General features: G+C 59.7%; 16 protein-coding genes. 6 read left to right on the plus strand and 10 right to left on the minus strand.

The window, feature by feature from the left end; all coding sequences use genetic code 11:
- Positions 1-94: 94 nt before the first annotated feature.
- Positions 95-1,348, plus strand: a complete 1,254-nt coding sequence (gene glyA, locus ACTJLA_RS05625; RefSeq protein WP_003194304.1) for a serine hydroxymethyltransferase — start codon at positions 95-97, stop codon at positions 1,346-1,348.
- A gap of 152 nt (positions 1,349-1,500) precedes the next feature.
- Here glyA and yjiA read toward each other — a convergent pair whose 3' ends face one another.
- The 3 genes from yjiA to ACTJLA_RS05640 form a co-directional block, all read right to left on the minus strand.
- Positions 1,501-2,457, minus strand: a complete 957-nt coding sequence (gene yjiA / locus ACTJLA_RS05630; RefSeq protein ID WP_014720013.1) for a GTPase — start codon at positions 2,455-2,457, stop codon at positions 1,501-1,503.
- A gap of 155 nt (positions 2,458-2,612) precedes the next feature.
- The gene (locus ACTJLA_RS05635) at positions 2,613-2,810 is read right to left on the minus strand and encodes a YbdD/YjiX family protein (protein ID WP_003194308.1); all 198 of its coding nucleotides are present in this window, start codon (positions 2,808-2,810) and stop codon (positions 2,613-2,615) included.
- Positions 2,811-2,824: 14 nt separating this feature from the next.
- Positions 2,825-4,891 (minus strand): carbon starvation CstA family protein, encoded by a 2,067-nt coding sequence (locus ACTJLA_RS05640; protein WP_054896154.1) that lies wholly within the window; start codon positions 4,889-4,891, stop codon positions 2,825-2,827.
- Positions 4,892-5,065: 174 nt separating this feature from the next.
- Between ACTJLA_RS05640 and ACTJLA_RS05645 the strand changes: the two genes are divergently transcribed.
- Positions 5,066-5,434: a PilZ domain-containing protein gene (locus ACTJLA_RS05645; RefSeq protein ID WP_072448303.1), complete on the plus strand. Its 369-nt coding sequence runs from the start codon at positions 5,066-5,068 to the stop codon at positions 5,432-5,434.
- 128 nt (positions 5,435-5,562) lie between these two features.
- Here the strand turns inward: ACTJLA_RS05645 and radA are convergent, their stop codons facing one another.
- The 3 genes from radA to katB are packed head-to-tail and all read right to left on the minus strand — an operon-like array spanning position 5,563 to position 9,104.
- On the minus strand, positions 5,563-6,930 hold the full coding sequence (gene radA / locus ACTJLA_RS05650) for a DNA repair protein RadA (protein WP_003194313.1): 1,368 nt from the start codon (positions 6,928-6,930) through the stop codon (positions 5,563-5,565).
- 35 nt (positions 6,931-6,965) lie between these two features.
- Positions 6,966-7,505 carry an ankyrin repeat domain-containing protein gene (locus ACTJLA_RS05655; protein WP_440840787.1) on the minus strand — a complete coding sequence of 180 codons (540 nt, stop codon included), beginning with the start codon at positions 7,503-7,505 and terminating at the stop codon, positions 6,966-6,968.
- A 57-nt stretch (positions 7,506-7,562) separates the two neighbouring features.
- A complete protein-coding gene (gene katB / locus ACTJLA_RS05660; protein WP_127881438.1) occupies positions 7,563-9,104 on the minus strand; it encodes a catalase KatB in 1,542 nt (513 codons plus the stop codon).
- A gap of 287 nt (positions 9,105-9,391) precedes the next feature.
- Here katB and mscL point away from each other — a divergent pair, with 287 nt between their 5' ends.
- The gene (gene mscL / locus ACTJLA_RS05665) at positions 9,392-9,808 is read left to right on the plus strand and encodes a large-conductance mechanosensitive channel protein MscL (RefSeq protein WP_014720019.1); all 417 of its coding nucleotides are present in this window, start codon (positions 9,392-9,394) and stop codon (positions 9,806-9,808) included.
- A 41-nt stretch (positions 9,809-9,849) separates the two neighbouring features.
- Here mscL and ACTJLA_RS05670 read toward each other — a convergent pair whose 3' ends face one another.
- Positions 9,850-10,626, minus strand: a complete 777-nt coding sequence (locus ACTJLA_RS05670) for a ferredoxin--NADP reductase (protein ID WP_019818025.1) — start codon at positions 10,624-10,626, stop codon at positions 9,850-9,852.
- A gap of 446 nt (positions 10,627-11,072) precedes the next feature.
- Here ACTJLA_RS05670 and ACTJLA_RS05675 point away from each other — a divergent pair, with 446 nt between their 5' ends.
- Both ACTJLA_RS05675 and ACTJLA_RS05680 read left to right on the plus strand, forming a co-directional pair.
- A complete protein-coding gene (locus ACTJLA_RS05675) occupies positions 11,073-11,783 on the plus strand; it encodes a helix-turn-helix transcriptional regulator (RefSeq protein ID WP_440840790.1) in 711 nt (236 codons plus the stop codon).
- Between the two features lie 140 nt (positions 11,784-11,923).
- Entirely contained in the window at positions 11,924-13,048 is a 1,125-nt protein-coding gene (locus tag ACTJLA_RS05680) for a methyltransferase (RefSeq protein WP_057975522.1), read from the plus strand.
- Positions 13,049-13,152: 104 nt separating this feature from the next.
- Here the strand turns inward: ACTJLA_RS05680 and ACTJLA_RS05685 are convergent, their stop codons facing one another.
- The 3 genes from ACTJLA_RS05685 to ACTJLA_RS05695 are packed head-to-tail and all read right to left on the minus strand — an operon-like array spanning position 13,153 to position 15,778.
- Positions 13,153-13,317, minus strand: coding sequence for a DUF2474 domain-containing protein (locus tag ACTJLA_RS05685; protein WP_003194328.1), 165 nt, complete (start codon positions 13,315-13,317; stop codon positions 13,153-13,155).
- Between the two features lie 12 nt (positions 13,318-13,329).
- Positions 13,330-14,337: a cytochrome d ubiquinol oxidase subunit II gene (cydB, locus tag ACTJLA_RS05690; RefSeq protein ID WP_034126946.1), complete on the minus strand. Its 1,008-nt coding sequence runs from the start codon at positions 14,335-14,337 to the stop codon at positions 13,330-13,332.
- A 1-nt stretch (position 14,338) separates the two neighbouring features.
- On the minus strand, positions 14,339-15,778 hold the full coding sequence (locus ACTJLA_RS05695; RefSeq protein WP_014720025.1) for a cytochrome ubiquinol oxidase subunit I: 1,440 nt from the start codon (positions 15,776-15,778) through the stop codon (positions 14,339-14,341).
- 316 nt (positions 15,779-16,094) lie between these two features.
- Here ACTJLA_RS05695 and ACTJLA_RS05700 point away from each other — a divergent pair, with 316 nt between their 5' ends.
- On the plus strand, positions 16,095-17,333 hold the full coding sequence (locus tag ACTJLA_RS05700; RefSeq protein WP_057975523.1) for an MFS transporter: 1,239 nt from the start codon (positions 16,095-16,097) through the stop codon (positions 17,331-17,333).
- Positions 17,334-17,419: the final 86 nt, after the last annotated feature.

Here is a 17,419-nt window from a genome sequence, read left to right on the forward strand (position 1 = left end):
CACTTGTCCGCGACATGATGTCCTTTCATATGCCATCTAAAACCCATTGAGTTAGAATGCCCTCCTTTTCTGCCCCCGATCCTTGAGGACCGCCATGTTCAGCCGTGATTTGACTATTGCCAAGTACGACGCCGATCTCTTCGCCGCCATGGAGCAAGAAGCCGTGCGCCAGGAAGAGCACATTGAGCTGATCGCTTCGGAAAACTACACCAGCCCTGCGGTGATGGAGGCTCAAGGTTCGGTTCTGACCAACAAGTACGCCGAAGGCTACCCAGGCAAGCGCTACTACGGTGGTTGCGAGTACGTCGACGTGGTTGAGCAGTTGGCCATCGATCGTGCAAAAGAGCTGTTCGGCGCCGATTACGCCAACGTCCAGCCACACGCCGGTTCCCAAGCCAACAGCGCCGTGTACCTGGCCCTGCTGCAAGGCGGCGACACCATCCTGGGCATGAGCCTGGCCCACGGCGGTCACCTGACCCACGGCGCCACGGTTTCGTCCTCCGGCAAGCTGTACAACGCCGTTCAGTACGGTATCGATGCCAACGGCCTGATCGACTACGATGAAGTCGAGCGCCTGGCCGTCGAGCACAAGCCAAAAATGATCGTGGCCGGTTTCTCTGCCTACTCGCAGATCCTGGACTTCCCACGTTTCCGTGAAATCGCCGACAAGGTCGGTGCCTATCTGTTCGTCGACATGGCCCACGTGGCCGGTCTGGTAGCTGCGGGCGTTTACCCCAACCCAGTGCCTTACGCTGACGTGGTCACCACCACTACCCACAAGACCCTGCGCGGCCCACGTGGCGGCCTGATCCTGGCACGCGCCAACGCCGAGATCGAGAAGAAGCTCAACTCCGCCGTTTTCCCGGGCGCCCAAGGCGGCCCGCTGGAGCACGTGATCGCGGCCAAGGCGATCTGCTTCAAGGAAGCACTGCAGCCTGAGTTCAAGACCTACCAGCAACAAGTGGTCAAGAACGCCAAGACCATGGCCAGCGTGTTCATCGAGCGCGGTTTTGACGTGGTGTCCGGCGGTACCGAAAACCACCTGTTCCTGCTGTCGCTGATCAAGCAGGACATTTCCGGTAAAGATGCTGACGCTGCCCTGGGCAAAGCCTTCATCACCGTGAACAAGAACTCCGTGCCGAACGACCCACGTTCGCCGTTCGTCACCTCCGGCCTGCGCTTCGGCACCCCGGCTGTGACCACCCGTGGCTTCAAGGAAGCCGAGTGCAAGGAACTGGCGGGCTGGATCTGCGACATCCTGGCCGACCTGAACAACGAAGCCGTGATCGATGCGGTACGTGAGAAGGTCAAGGCCATCTGCAAGAAGCTGCCGGTATACGGCGCTTGATGGCAGTTGCGTGAATAAGAAGCCCGGCTCATGAGCCGGGCTTTTTTATGCCGATTTCAATTTGAAACAGGGTCAGGTCAGCCCATCAGTGATTGACCCGCCGCTATCGCAGGCAAGCCAGCTCCCACATTGGAGTGCATTTCAAGTCGGGTTTATTGGTAGACCCGCTCAAAGCCTTGGCGGATCTTGTCTTCGGGCAGCTCATCGGCAATAAACACGATCACACTCTCCCGCGCCTCGCCCTCGGCCCATTCGGTATCCCAGTCGAAGCCATACAGCTTCAGCACGCCCTGGAACACCATGCGTCGGTCTTCTCCGGCAATGTTCAATACGCCCTTGTAACGCAGCAGTTGCTTGCCATGGTCTTCCAGCAGTTCGTTCATGAACTCGCTGAGACGGTCGATATCCAGCGGCTGGTCGGTGCGCAGCACCAGGCTGGAAATACGGTCGACCGAAGGCGCTGCACTGACCGGGCGCAGGCTCATGCCGGCGTTGAGGTTGAAGCCGCGCACATCCAGCAATTCCGCCAGGTCAATCTTGCCGTGATCCACCACACGAATCGGCGCACGACGGTTGATGCGGGTGAGGCGCTGGCTGAGGGCGTCGAAGCTGGCGTCGTCTACCAGGTCGCGCTTGCTCACCAGCAGGCGGTCGGCAAAGCCGATCTGGGCCTGGGCAATAGTCTGGGTCAGATGATGCTCGGCGTGGGCCGCATCCACCAGGGTGATGATGCCGTCGAGGATATAGCGTTCGCGCAGCTCTTCGTCGATGAAGAAGGTCTGGGCCACCGGCGCAGGGTCGGCCAGGCCGGTGCATTCGATCACCAGCCTGTCGAAGGCGATCTCGCCGCTGTCCAGGCGTTCCAGCAACAGGTACAGGGCTTTGGTCAGGTCGGTGTGGATGGTGCAGCACACACAGCCGTTGGACAGGGTCATCACTTGCACCGGCTCGTCGCCCAAGAGCTGGGTGTCGATACCGGCGTCACTGAATTCGTTTTCGATCACAGCGATTTTCAAGCCGTGCTCGGCTTTGAGCAGGTGGCGCAGCAAGGTGGTCTTGCCGGCACCGAGGAAGCCGCTGAGGATGGTGACGGGGATGGGAGAGGACAAGAGATTCTCCTGAAATATGAGGGCGCAAAAACAACTGTAGGAGCGAGCTTGCTCGCGAAGAACGTCAACGATAACGCGTGCTGTCTGGATGCACGTGGTGTCCTTGGGTTTTTCGCGAGCAAGCTCGCTCCTACAGGTACAGCCGTTTTACCAACTTAGCAGCACTTGGGCCCACCCTTGCCGCCGTAACGGGCTTCCTGGCGTTCCCGGAAGAACGCCTTGTAGTCCATCACCGGCTTGTCCGGGTGTTTGGTTTGCATATGCTCGACGTAGGTGTCGTAGTCGGGCATGCCGACCATCAGGCGGGCGGCCTGACCGAGGTATTTACCGAGGCGACTGATGTCATTGAACATGTCTGCAATCCTCGTTATGCGTCCGGTACAGCCTGGAACGGGGCTTCTTTATCCGTACGCTCTTTGTTGCCCCAGGCGGCGACGCCGACTTTGAGCGCATAGAACAGGATGCTGAACACCACGAACAGGAACAGCGCCGTCAGCGTTGCGTTGGTGTAGGCGTTCCAGATCACGTGTTGCATCTGGTCGATGCTCTTGGCCGGGGCGAGGATCTGGCCGTTAGCCAGGGCATCGCTGTATTTCTTGGCCAGCGACAGGAAGCCGATCGCCGGGTTGGCGTCGAACAGCTTGATGAAGCCTGCGGTGGTGGTGCAGATCAGCAGCCAGACAGCCGGCAACATGGTCACCCAAATGTAGCGCTGGCGCTTCATCTTGATCAGCACAACGGTCGCCAGCATCAGCGCGATACCGGCCAGCATCTGGTTGGAGATACCGAACAGCGGCCACAAGGTATTGATGCCACCCAGCGGGTCGATCACGCCCTGGTACAGCAAGTAACCCCACATCGCCACGCAGCCTGCGGTAGCAATCAGGTTGGCAGTCCACGACTCGGTGCGTTTGAGCGCAGGCACGAAGGAACCGAGCAGGTCTTGCAGCATGAAACGACCGGCGCGGGTACCGGCATCCACTGCCGTAAGGATGAACAGCGCTTCGAACAGGATCGCAAAGTGGTACCAGAACGCCATGGTGTTTTCACCCGGCAGCACGCTGTGCAGGATCTGCGCGATACCTACCGCCAACGTCGGCGCACCGCCGGCACGGGCCAGGATGGTGGTTTCGCCGATATCGTGGGCAACGGCCGACAACGCCTCAGGGGTAATTGCAAAGCCCCAGCTGCTGACGGTTTGCGCCACGGTGACCACGTCGGTACCGACAATGGCAGCCGGGCTGTTCATGGCGAAGTACACGCCAGGCTCGATCACCGAAGCGGCAACCATCGCCATGATGGCCACGAACGACTCCATCAGCATGCCGCCGTAACCGATGTAACGGGCGTGGCTTTCACTGGCCAGCAGCTTGGGCGTGGTGCCCGAGGAGATCAGCGCATGGAAGCCCGAGACCGCGCCACAGGCAATGGTGATGAACAGGAACGGGAACAGGCCGCCCTTCCACACCGGGCCGGTGCCGTCGATGAACTGGGTGAGTGCCGGCATTTTCAGGTCAGGCATGGTGACCAGGATGCCAATCGCCAGGGCGATGATGGTGCCGATTTTCAGGAACGTCGACAGGTAGTCGCGGGGCGCCAGGATGAGCCACACCGGCAGCACAGCAGCCACGAAGCCGTAGCCGATCAGCATCCAGGTGATCTGGATACCGGTGAAGGTGAACGCCTTGGCCCACTCTGGATCAGCGGCAATCTGCCCGCCCAGCCAGATCGAACCCAGCAGCAACAGCACGCCGATGATCGAGATTTCCCCGATGCGGCCCGGGCGGATGTAGCGCATATAGATGCCCATGAACATCGCGATCGGGATGGTCGCCATCACCGTGAAAATGCCCCATGGGCTCTCGGCCAGGGCCTTGACCACGATCAGCGCCAGCACCGCGAGGATGATGATCATGATCAGGAAGCAGCCGAACAGCGCGATGGTCCCGGGAATGCGGCCCATCTCTTCGCGAACCATGTCCCCCAGGGAACGGCCATTGCGACGGGTGGACAGGAACAGGACCATGAAGTCTTGCACCGCACCGGCCAGCACCACCCCGGCAATCAGCCAGAGGGTACCGGGCAGATAGCCCATTTGCGCCGCCAGCACCGGGCCGACCAACGGGCCTGCACCGGCAATCGCCGCAAAGTGGTGACCGAAAAGAATGTGTTTGTTGGTTGGTACGTAGTCCAGACCATCGTTGTTGACCACCGCAGGGGTTGCCCGCCGTGGATCGAGTTGCATCACGTTGTTGGCGATGAACAGACTGTAGTAACGGTACGCAACCAGGTAGATGGCCACAGCAGCGACCACAATCCACAAGGCGTTGATCGCCTCGCCGCGGCGCAAGGCCACTACGCCCAGGGCGCACGCTCCTACAATTGCCAGCACCAGCCAGGGTAAGTGGCGTAGCAGGCTATTATTATTTTTCATTTTTATATTCCAGCCAGGGTGGACAGAAAGGACAGCCAGCCCGAGTTTAGCGCTACTGGCCTCAAAGACCAGCCCCCTACGTTGGTCTAGAGCCTTCAACCGCTAAAAAAAGCCGAAATAAACGCCCCTTGATGGCCCCGGGCTACACTCCTCCCATTCACAGAGGGCTTTACCATGACCGAGCATGCGTCCGAACGTCGCCGTTTTCGCCGGATCGCCTTTGATGCCACGGCCGAACTTCGGCAAAACGGCAGCGAATGGCCGGTAAAACTGGTGGATTTATCACTCAAGGGATTGCTGGTGGAACGGCCTGACAACTGGAAGGGAAATAAAGCGCTGCCCTTTGACGTCGACATACGCCTGGACCAGAAGACGCATATAAAGATGCAAGCGCGGCTGACCCATGAAGAGCAGGGTCAATTGGGCTTTGTGTGCAAACACATTGATCTGGATTCGATCAGCCATTTGCGTAGGTTCGTTGAGTTGAACCTGGGTGATGAGCAAGAACTGGAGCGCGAGCTGGGCGCCCTGCTGGAGTTCTAGCCGCCAACATGAATCAAGGATGGGAGCTGGCTTGCCTGCGATGGCGGTGTATCAGACAAGGATGGGTGAGCTGACCCGCCGCTATCGCAGGCAAGCCAGCTCCCACAGGGGTTCAGCAGTGTTGCGGATTATTCGAACAGGGCATCCAGCGCCTGCTCCAGCCGCGTCACAGCAATGATCTGTAACCCCGGCGGCGCCTCCTTCGGCGCATTGCCCTTGGGCACAATCGCCCGTTTGAAGCCATGCTTGGCCGCCTCTTTCAAGCGCTCCTGCCCACTCGGCACCGGGCGCACTTCGCCCGACAAACCCACCTCGCCAAACACCAGCAAGTCATGGGGCAACGGCCGATTACGCAGGCTGGACATCACCGCCGCCATCAGCGCCAGGTCGGACGCAGTCTCCAGCACCTTGACCCCACCCACCACGTTAAGGAACACATCCTGATCGTGGGTCGGAATGCCGCCATGTCGGTGCAGCACCGCCAGCAACATCGCCAGGCGGTTCTGGTCCAGGCCCAATGTGACCCGTCGTGGGTTGGCCAAATGGCTGTCATCCACCAGCGCCTGGACTTCCACCAGCATCGGCCGGGTGCCTTCCCACGTGGCCATCACCACACTGCCCGGAACTTCTTCCTGAGCGCGGGTGAGAAAAATCGCCGAGGGGTTCGAGACTTCTTTCAGCCCCCGATCGGTCATGGCGAACACGCCCAGTTCGTTGACGGCGCCAAAACGGTTCTTCACCGCCCGCAGCAGGCGCAGGCGACCGTCGGATTCCCCTTCGAAATACAGCACGGTGTCGACCATGTGTTCCAACACCCGTGGCCCGGCCAGTGCGCCTTCTTTGGTCACGTGGCCGACCAGGAAGATCGCCGTGCCACTCTGCTTGGCGTAACGCACCAACAGCGCCGCGCTTTCGCGCACCTGTGACACGCCGCCGGGTGCCGATTGCAGTTGTTCGGTGAAAATCGTCTGGATCGAGTCAATGACCATGACTTTGGGCTTTTCGATGCGCGCCGTGGCGATGATACTTTCGATGCAGGTTTCGGTCATCACCCGCAACTGGTCCTGTGGCAAGCCCAGGCGCCGGGCGCGCATCGCTACCTGCTGCTGGGACTCTTCGCCGGTGACATACAGCGCTGGCATGCGGCTGGCGATGCTGCACAGGGTTTGCAGCAGGATCGTGGACTTGCCGATGCCCGGATCACCGCCGATCAGCACCACCGAGCCGTCCACCAGGCCACCGCCCAAGACCCGGTCCAGTTCGCCGGAGGCGGTGGAAAAGCGCGGAATCTCTTCGACGCTGACTTCGGCCAGGGTCTTGATCTGCGCCTGTTGCCCAGTCCAGCCGGCACGGCCGGTGGGGGCCGCGGCACCGCCACTCTCGATCATGGTTTCAGTCAGGGTGTTCCACGCGCCGCATTCGGAGCACTGGCCCGCCCATTTGGGAAAGGTCGCGCCGCACTCCGTGCAGCCGTACATGCGCTTGGCCTTTGCCATGTGAGAACCTCCAACCGAAAAACCGCGATGATAGCTCAGCGCGACGCTGGGGTCCGGATTTCGCCCTTGGCTAAACGTGAAGCACTGTTACCCACGGGGTCCTCGGCGTTCAGGTCTGCGCCTTTGGCTTGCAGCGCGCCCAACAATTCGACGCGCTTGAACAACCCGGCGTACATGGCGGCGGTCTGCCCTGCGCCGTTGCGCTGGTCAGGGTTGCAGTCGGTGGCCAACAGGCGCTGGGCGATTTTCAGCTCGCCTTTGAAGATGGCGCCCATCAACGCCGTGTTACCGCGTTTATCCTGGACGCAGGCGTCGGCACCGGCATCGAGCAGACGCTCCACATACGGGCCCTGGCCGTGATAAGCAGCCAGGATCAACGCGGTGTAGCCCTTGTCATCCTGGGCATTGAGGCCGTAGCCGGACTCTATGAAGGTGTTGAGCATGTCGAGGTCGCCACGACGGGCGGCGTCGAAATAGTAGTCCTGCAACTGTGCCTTGAGCGCCACCGGGTCGGTGGACTCGGCATGAGCGGTAAAGGCCAGCATGGCCATCAGTAAGCCGATAGAGATACGCATAGGGTGTTCTCCTGCCAAAGGTCGACGCCCGTGAAGGCGCCGACCGCAACCAACAAATCAGTCAGTCAGTTTTTCCGCCAGCGCCTTTACGCGAGCCAGATCGCCTTTGGCGACCTTGGCTACGCCGGTGCCGTATTCCGGATCCGCCTTGTAGAGAAACGACAGGATGATGTGCTTGCTCTCGTCATCGGTGGTGGCCAATGAGCCGCCGAAGTTGTTGATCAAGTCCTCGCGCTCTTTCTTGGTGTAGGAACGGTATAGATCACCGGCCTGCTTGAAGTTCTGCTCACGCTGGATCTTGGCCTGCTGGGTGCTGCCCGACAGCGGCGACTGGCTGTAGCGTGCGGCTTGCGGCTCTTCGCGGGGCAACAGGCGGCTTGGCTGGTAGTTGACGCCGGTGGTGGTCTTGCCGACGTTCATCGCGCCGTCCTGGTTGCCGTTGTTGACGGTGACCCGTGGAGCGTTGATCGGCAACTGCAAGGCGTTCGCGCCCAGGCGGTACATTTGCGTATCGGCGTAGGAGAACACGCGCCCCTGCAGCAGGCGGTCTTCCGACGGCTCGATACCCGGTACCAGGTTGGCCGGGGCCATCGCGACTTGCTCGGTTTCCTGGAACACATTGGCCGGGTTGCGGTTCAGCACCATTTGCCCGACTTTGCGCTCGGGCACATTCGGCCAGATCTTGGTGGCATCCAGTGGGTCGAAATCAAACTTGGCCAGGTCTTCAGGCTTGAGCACCTGCACATACAGGTCCCATTTAGGGAAGTCGCCTTTGTTGATGTGCGTGACCAGATCATGGGTCATATGGCTGTAGTCACGCCCCTGCACCTCGGTAACTTGCTTGGGATCAAGGTTCTTGATGCCCTGCTGGCTCTTCCAGTGGAACTTGACGTAGTGCACTTCGCCTTTGGCGTTAATCAACTTGTAGGCATGTACGCCGTTGCCGTCCATTTCGCGGTAACTGGCAGGGGTGCCGGAGTCCGAGTACAACTCGGTCAGTGTACGAGTGGACTCTGGAACATGGGAGAAGAAGTCGAAACGGCGCGAGTCATCGTCCAGGTTAGTGCGTGGGTCCGGTTTAAAGGCATGGACCATGTCCGGGAACTTGATGGCATCCCGAATAAAGAACGTGGGGAAGTTGTTACCGACCAGGTCCCAGTTACCTTCGGCGGTATAGAACTTGGTGGCGAAGCCCCGTGGGTCCCGCAGGGTTTCCGGGGAGTGGTTGCCATGCACCACGGCCGAGAAGCGTACGAACACTGGCGTGGTTTCACCGGCGGCGAACACTTTGGCCTTGGTCAGGTCGCTGAGGTTGTCGGTCACGGTGAAGGTGCCATGGGCGCCCGTGCCGCGTGCGTGCACCACGCGCTCTGGGATGCGTTCGCGGTCGAAGCGTTGCAGTTTCTGGATCAGTTGCACATCTTGCAGCAGCACCGGGCCATTGGCACCGGCGGTTTGGGAGTTCTGGTTATCACCGACGTTAGCCCCGTTATCGCGGGTCAGGTTGGCGGCTTGTACGGAGAGGGAAAGCAGGCTGGCGGTCACCAGTGCCAGCGCGTGGCGCGCCGACACGGGCCTGCGGCTGATTGGAGTATTCATCGAGGTTTCCTCTGGTTTTTTTAATGCACATTCAGTTGTGCTTGCCAGAGGCTAGTGACCTGCGAGTCAGAAGATAAATAGAAAAACACCACAGGCCCGATTAAGAAAAAAATCTGGTAACCCGCTGAAATAGCGGCTAATTCGCGCGCGACTAGTGGCACTTTGCAAACTATTTGCGATTTGATGTGTCGATAAAAACCGACAGTGTTAACAGTTGTTTCGAGCAAGCGCTGTTCGACTGAATTACACTGACCTCCACCCTCCTCAACTGTAACAAGGAATAACCTATGGGCGTGATCAGTGAGTTCAAGGCCTTCGCGGTCAAAGGTAATGTGGTCGACATGGCCGTCGGTATCATCATCGGTGCTGCCTTCGGCAAGATTGTTTCCTCATTTGTAGGCGACGTGATAATGCCTCCCATCGGCCTGCTGATCGGTGGCGTGGACTTTGCCGATCTGGCCGTCACGCTCAAGGCAGCACAGGGTGATGTACCCGCTGTTGTGCTGGCCTACGGCAAGTTCATCCAGAGCATCATCGACTTTATAATCGTCGCGTTTGCAATCTTCATGGGTGTGAAGGCGATCAACCGTCTGAAGCGCGAAGAAGCCGTGGCCCCAAGCTTGCCGCCGACGCCAAGCAAGGAAGAAGTGCTGCTGGGCGAGATCCGCGATCTGCTCAAGGCACAGAACAACAAGCCGCTTTAACCTGCGGATGCAAAAAAGGCGCCTCGCAAGGCGCCTTTTTTCTACCAATAATTTTCTACCGCCACCTGGCCAGGTCGTCGGCTCAGGCTCAGTTGCATGTCCCGCTGCTTGAGCAACTGGCGCGTGTCATCGACCATCTGCGGGTTGCCGCAAATCAGTACACGCGAATCCTGTGCCGTCAGCTCCACGCCGGCAGCCCGCTCCAATTCGCCATTTTCGATCAAGGCCGTAATACGCCCATTCAACGCGCCCGGATGCTGCTCGCGGGTGACGATGGGAATGTAGGTGAGCTTGTGGGCGTACTCGGCCAGGTACTCGCGCTCACCCAGCGTGTCGATCAGAGACTGGTAGGCCAGTTCCTTGGCTTCCCGGGCGCTGTACACCAGGATGATGCGCTCGAATTTTTCCCACACTTCGAAGTCCTGCAGGATCGACAGGAACGGCGCGACGCCCGTTCCGGTTCCCAGCAACCACAAGTCACGCCCGTCGACAAAGCGGTTGAGGGTCAGAAACCCGGTGGCCTGGCGCTCGACCAGCAAGGTATCGCCCACCTTCAGGCGGCTCAGTTCACTGGTGAACTCACCACCGGGGACCACGATGGAAAAGAAATCCAGATGCTCGTCAAACGGCGAAGACACGATGGAATAGGCACGCCAGACGGTGCTGCCATCCGCCTTGGTAACGCCCAGGCGCACGAACTGGCCGGCGGTAAAACGAAAACCGGCATCGCGGGTGGTGCGCAGGGTGAACAGGCTGGGGGTCAGCGATTGCACATCGAGCAGGGTCTGGCGGGTAAATTTCTCAGCACTGGCCGTCATGGGGGGCTCCGTTTTGCACAGGCCGTTAGTGTCCCTCAAAACAGACCGCGCAAACACTGATGATTGGTACTGGCTTTGCCGTCACTCAAGGTTCACGCGGGTGGCCTGCGCGTTTTTTAACCAGTCCAACAGGTCAGCCATGGCTCCACGCTGGCACTAATTATTTGGCTATTAACGCGCCCTGAATACCTCACTAGATGAAGCGGTACTTAAAGCGACATCACTTTGACACTACCTTCAAGACATTAAAAGTATTGAAAAAAAGATACCTGCCTAGCGCTCTTATACAAAGCTCCAAGTCTTGTACAAAACCGGCCAACTAGACAAACCCTGCAAGTAAAATATTTTTCAAGCTCAGTTGTAGGACTTACCCTACACTTGTTTTCGAGCTGCAATGGGGGATCAGGACGTACCCAGGTCACATATACACGCATGGAGAGTCACCGATGGTCAATTGGCATAATGCCCGGCTGCCCAAGCTGGACGGCGAGAGTGAAATCACCAGTGTGTTTGAGATGGTGATAAACCACACTTATGAACTAGGTTTCGAATATTGCTCCTTTACCATGAGTTCCCAATCACAAAGCACTCAAACAAAACCAATTTTGTTTAATGACTATCCAAATGAATGGCTTAGCATTTATAAACAAGCGCACTTCTTCGATGTAGACCCCGTTGTAACCCACTGTAAGACCTCGGTACTGCCCATTCTCTGGGAACAAAAAACCTTTGCCAACACCCCCAAGCTTTGGGAGTTGGCCCAGTCATGCGGGGTGCATTTAGGCTGGACCCAAGCCGTGCATGACTTCCAGGGTGTATTCAGCATGCTGACCCTGGTTCGCAGCAAGGGCGAGGTCAGCCCTGAAGAGCTTTACGAAAAAGCCGGCCAGGTGTTGTGGCTTTGCCATGCGATGCATGCGGTCGTCGCGCAGAAGTACGCCGACGCCCCCGACATTAAAGCGCCCAGCAAATTGACTGCCCGGGAAACAGAAATCCTCAAGTGGTCCGCGATGGGCAAGACCGCCTCCGAGATTGCCGCGATTCTTTGCCTGTCCGAGCGCACCGTGGGCTTTCATATCAGCAGTACCTTCAAGAAACTGGGCGTGCATAACAAGATCCAGGCGGTGCTGCGCGCCGCTAAAGCCGGGCTGTTTTAGCCCACGTAAAACACCGCATGTCATCGCGTTGAAAAAAACGTAACATTTACGGCCAATTCTGAGTGTTGAGGGTGCGCTTTCCACGGTTGCCCCGCCGTTCACTCAGACGGTCCGTCGATTACCCAGAGCCTCGCCCCGCCATGCCCCTGCTTGACAGCCCTTTCGCCCAGCTCGACCTGATTCGTCAGCCAGAGCAACACAATGATCCGCTGCAAGCCTTCGATGCCGCCGACGAATACCTGCTCAGCCACCTCGCCGCGCAACAGCCCACTGCCGCCACCCGCGTGCTGGTGCTCAATGACAGCTTCGGCGCCCTGGCAGCCAGCCTTCAAGGCCAGGTGCAAGTGACCTCCAGCGGTGACTCGTTCCTCGCCGCTCAGGGCCTGGAGAAAAACCTGGTGCGCAACGGCAAGCCCTTTGATGCCGTGCCCTTCATACCGGCCAGCCAGCTCGCGACCGGGCCGTTCGATCGCGTGTTGATCCGCGTGCCGAAAACCCTGGCGTTGCTGGAAGAACAACTGATCCGCCTGCAAGGGCAACTGGCGCCCGGCGCCGAGGTGATCGCAGGTGCAATGATCAAGCATTTGCCACGGGCTGCGGGCGAATTGCTGGAGCGTTACATCGGGCCCATGCACGCCTCATTGGCGGTCAAAAAGGCGCGGTTGCTGATTGCCAGCGTCGAGCCGCGCCCTGCCGCGGTCTCGCCCTACCCGACCCGCTATACCCTGGATGCGCCGGTCATCGAGTTGTGTAACCACGCCAACGTCTTTTGCCGCGAAGGCCTGGACATCGGCACCCGTGCCTTCCTGCCGCACCTGCCAAAAAACCTGGGCAGTGCACGCGTGGCGGACCTGGGCTGCGGCAACGGCGTACTGGCGATTGCCAGCGCCCTGCAGAACCCCGACGCGCACTACACCTTGGTGGATGAGTCGTATATGGCAGTGCAATCGGCCGCCGAAAACTGGCAAGCCGCCTTGGGAGAGCGGGACGTCAGCGTACGTGCCGACGATGGCCTGGCCGGCCAGGAGGCGCAATCGCTGGAAGTGGTGCTGTGCAACCCACCGTTCCACCAACAACAAGTGGTGGGCGACTTCCTCGCCTGGCGCATGTTCCAGCAGGCACGCGAAGCGCTGGTGGTCGGTGGCGCCTTGTACATCGTCGGGAATCGTCACCTGGGCTACCACAGCAAGCTGGCGCGGTTGTTCCGTGGTGTCGAGCAAGTAGCGGCCACGCCCAAGTTCGTCATCCTCAAGGCGCGTAAATAAAAAAGCCCTGCTTATTGTAGGAGCGAGCTTGCTCGCGAAAAACCTGAGAACACCGCGGGGCGTCAGGCACCCCGCGTTATNCGAGCAAGCTCGCTCCTACAGTGTCAATGCGTGCTCAGGCCTGCCGCATTCATGAACATGCGCATCAGGCTGGCCACCACGAACAGGGCCAGCACGCTGCCGGTCCAGATCATCGCCAGCCACCCCAGGCGCCGCCACAACGGCTGCTTCTCGGCCTGTTCAATCTCATGCAACGAAGGTTTTGACATGGTTCAACCCTCCTAGTGATAGCCGTCTTCGTGGGTGACCTTGCCGCGGAACACGTAGTAGCTCCAGAAGGTGTAGCCCAGGATAAACGGGATGATGAACAGCGTACCCACCAGCATGAAGCCCTGGCTTTGCGGCGGCGCGGCGGCATCCCAGATCGACACGGACGGCGGGATGATGTTCGGCCACAGGCTGATCCCCAAGCCACTGTAGCCGAGGAAAATCAGCACCAGCGTCAACAGGAACGGCGTGTAGTGCGCATTACGTGCCACGGCGCGGATCAGCCCGTACATGGTGACCAGCACCAGGATCGGCACCGGCAGGAACCAGAACAGGTTCGGCAAGGTGAACCAGCGCGACGCGATTTCCGGGTGGGTCAGCGGCGTCCAGATGCTGACGATGCCGATAACCGCCAACACTACAAACGCCAAAGGCCGCGCCAGGTTGTGCATCTGCTCCTGCAACTTGCCTTCGGTCTTCATGATCAGCCAGGTGCAGCCGAGCAAGGCATACGCCACGATCAGCGCCACTCCGCAGAACATCGTGAAGGGTGTGAGCCAATCCAGTGAACCGCCGGCGAACTGGCGATCCACCACCGGAATACCGTCGATAAAGGCGCCCAACGCCACCCCCTGGAAGAAAGTCGCCGCCAGCGAGCCGCCAATAAACGCCTTGTCCCACAGGTGACGCTTGTGGTCCTTGGCCTTGAAGCGGAACTCAAAGGCCACGCCGCGGAAGATCAGGCCGATCAGCATCAGGATCAGCGGCAGGTACAGCGCCGACAACACCACCGAATAGGCCAGCGGGAACGCGCCGAACAACGCCGCGCCCCCGAGTACCAGCCAGGTTTCGTTGCCGTCCCATACGGGCGCCACGGTGTTCATCATCACGTCACGGTCGACTTTGCCCGGAACAAACGGGAAAAGAATGCCGATCCCCAGGTCGAAGCCGTCCATGACCACGTACATCATGATGCCGAAGATGATGATCACGGCCCAGATCAGCGGAAGATCAATACCCATCTCAATTCCCCTTGTGCTGGATGTGGTCGTGGTCGTTATCACTGCCATCGTCGGCAGCAGACAACGGACGCGCGGGGGTGCGTTTCTGGCCGGGGCCACCGTGGGCGGGCTCGGTACTGTCGTGGGTCACGGGGCCTTTGCGCACCAGGCGCATCATGTAGCCCAGGCCCGCGCCGAACAGCGCGAAGTACACCACCACGAACAACACCAGGGTAATGGTCATCTGCGTCAGGCTATGCCCGGAGGAGGCATCTGCCGTGCGCATCAACCCGTAGACCACCCAGGGCTGGCGACCGATTTCGGTGGTGAACCAACCGGCAAGAATCGCAATCAGCCCAGACGGGCCCATCCACAGCGCCAGGTACAGGAACGGTTTGGACGTGTACATTTTGTCGCCCCGGCGCAGCCACAGGCTGAACAGACCGGTGAAGATCATCAGGAACCCCAGGCCGACCATGACCCGGAACGACCAGAACACAACGGTGGAGTTGGGGCGGTCTTCAGGTGGGAACTCCTTGAGCGCCGGCACCTGCTTGTCCAGGGAGTGGGTCAGGATCAGGCTGCCCAGATACGGAATCTCGACTGCGTATTTGGTTTTCTCGGCTTTCATGTCCGGCCAGCCAAACAGGATCAACGGCGTTGGCTCGTTGCCGATATTTTCCCAGTGGCCTTCAATCGCGGCGATCTTGGCCGGCTGATGCTTGAGGGTATTGAGGCCGTGGAAGTCGCCGATCACCGCCTGGATGGGCGCAACAATCAAGGCCATCCACATCGCCATCGAGAGCATTTTGCGGATCGCCGGGTTGTCCTTGCCGCGCAGCAAATGCCAGGCCGCCGACGAGCCGACGAAGAACGCCGTGGCAACGAAAGCAGCCGTGGCCATGTGCATCAGGCGGTAGGGGAACGACGGGTTGAAGATCACCGCCAGCCAGTCGGTCGGTATTACGCGGCCATCGATGATTTCAAAGCCCTGGGGCGTCTGCATCCAGCTGTTAGAGGCAAGAATCCAGAACGTGGAGATCAACGTACCCACGGCCACCATCACCGTGGCGAAGAAGTGCAGCTTGCGCCCCACCTTGTTCCAGCCGAACAACATCACGCCCAGGAAACCGGCCTCGAGGAAGAAGGCCGTGAGCACTTCGTACGTCAGCAACGGCCCGGTGACGGCACCGGCGAAGTCCGAGAAGCGGCTCCAGTTGGTACCGAACTGGTACGCCATGACCAGGCCCGATACCACACCCATGCCGAAGTTGACGGCAAAGATCTTCGACCAGAAGTGGTAGAGGTCACGGTAGGTGTCGTTGTGGGTCTTGAGCCACAAGCCCTCCAGCACCGCAAGGTAACTGGCCAGGCCGATGGTGATCGCCGGGAACAGGATGTGGAATGAGATGGTGAACGCGAATTGAATTCGGGCGAGATCTAGCGCCTCCAAACCGAACATAAGTCTTCCTCTGTCAGGTAATACCGGCTGCTGGCTGGGAGCCTGCACCCACTGCCCCCACGGATATGGAGTGTGGCGAATTTCAATTCGTTTCTTTTATTACCCATCGCGTGGGGAATCTGGCCTTGCGGCCGCCAGAACAATCCCGGGGCAGGTTTTGATCTGGATCAAGCATCGTTGAAAGAGTAGTCCCATTTTTGCTGTAGGACTGTGTGGTCTTTTGCCGCGTGACAGCTTGCCTCAGCTCAGTTCTTGCAACTATTTGTTACAGCTTGATGCTAATCTCGCCATTCTCCCGTTGCCGACCTGATTGCCGATGCCCAGTGAACCTGCGTTGCTGTTACGTCACCACCGCCCTTTCATCGCGTTCTGGCTGGCGCGGATCTTTACCGCCAGCGGCTTCCAGATGCTCACCGTGGCGATCGGCTGGAACCTGTACCAGCTGACCGGCAACGTCTTGGACCTGGGCCTGGTCGGCCTGGTGGAATTCGTGCCGCGCGTGCTGTTCATGCTGCACACCGGGCACGTGGCGGATCGCTATGAACGCCGCCGGGTCGCTGCCATCTGCCAGACCTTGCAGGCGCTGATCGCCTTGTCCCTGGCCATCGGCGGCCTGACCGGCAACGTGACTCGCGAGATGATCTTCATCCTCGCCTTCCTGCTCGGCGCTGCGCGCTCATTTGAAATGCCCACCACCCAGGCACTGTTGCCGAGCATCGTGCCCAGCGCGCTGTTCCCCCGGGCCGTGGCGGCATCGCAATCGGCCCAGCAACTGGCGACCATCGTCGCACCGGCCGTGGGCGGTTTGCTTTACGCGTTTGGCAGCGTGTGGGTGTACGGCCCCACCGTGGCGCTGTACCTGATCGCCTGCGTGCTGACACTTAACCTGCCCGCACGCCAGACTCCGCTGAACAAAGCCAAGGCCACCCTGGACTCGCTGCTGGCCGGCATACGCTTTATCCGCAGCCGCCCGGACATTCTTGGCGCCATCTCCCTGGACCTGTTTGCCGTGCTGCTGGGCGGCGCCACCGCGCTGTTACCGGTGTTCGCCAAGGACATCCTGCTGACCGGTGCCTGGGGCCTGGGCCTGCTGCGGTCGGCCCCGGCCGTGGGCGCATTGCTGATGTCACTGTGGCTGGCGCGGTTCTCAGTAGACCGCAAGGTGGGCCGCGTGATGTTCACCGCCGTCGGCGTGTTCGGGGTGGCAACCATCGCCTTCGGCCTGTCGACTTCGTTCTGGTTTTCACTGGCGGTGCTGGTGGTACTGGGCGCGGCAGACATGATCAGCATGGTGATCCGTGCATCGTTCGTGCAGTTGGAAACGCCAGATGAAATGCGCGGGCGAGTGAGTGCGGTCAATGGCCTGTTTATCGGTGCGTCCAATCAATTGGGCGAATTCGAATCCGGGATTACCGCCCACTGGTTTGGCACCGTGCCTGCGGTGGTGATGGGCGGGGTTGGCACCCTGGTGGTGACCGGGGTGTGGATCAAGCTGTTCCCGACCCTGGCCAACCGGGATCGCATGCATGTGCCGGTGGAAGAAACCAAGCCATAGGCTTCACCGCCATACCCTGTGGGAGCCGGGCTTGCCCGCGATAGCGGTGTATCAGGCAACTTTCTGGTGGCTGATACACCGCTATC

Source organism: Pseudomonas sp. 22072 (assembly GCF_052046095.1).
GTDB lineage: Bacteria > Pseudomonadota > Gammaproteobacteria > Pseudomonadales > Pseudomonadaceae > Aquipseudomonas > Aquipseudomonas paracarnis.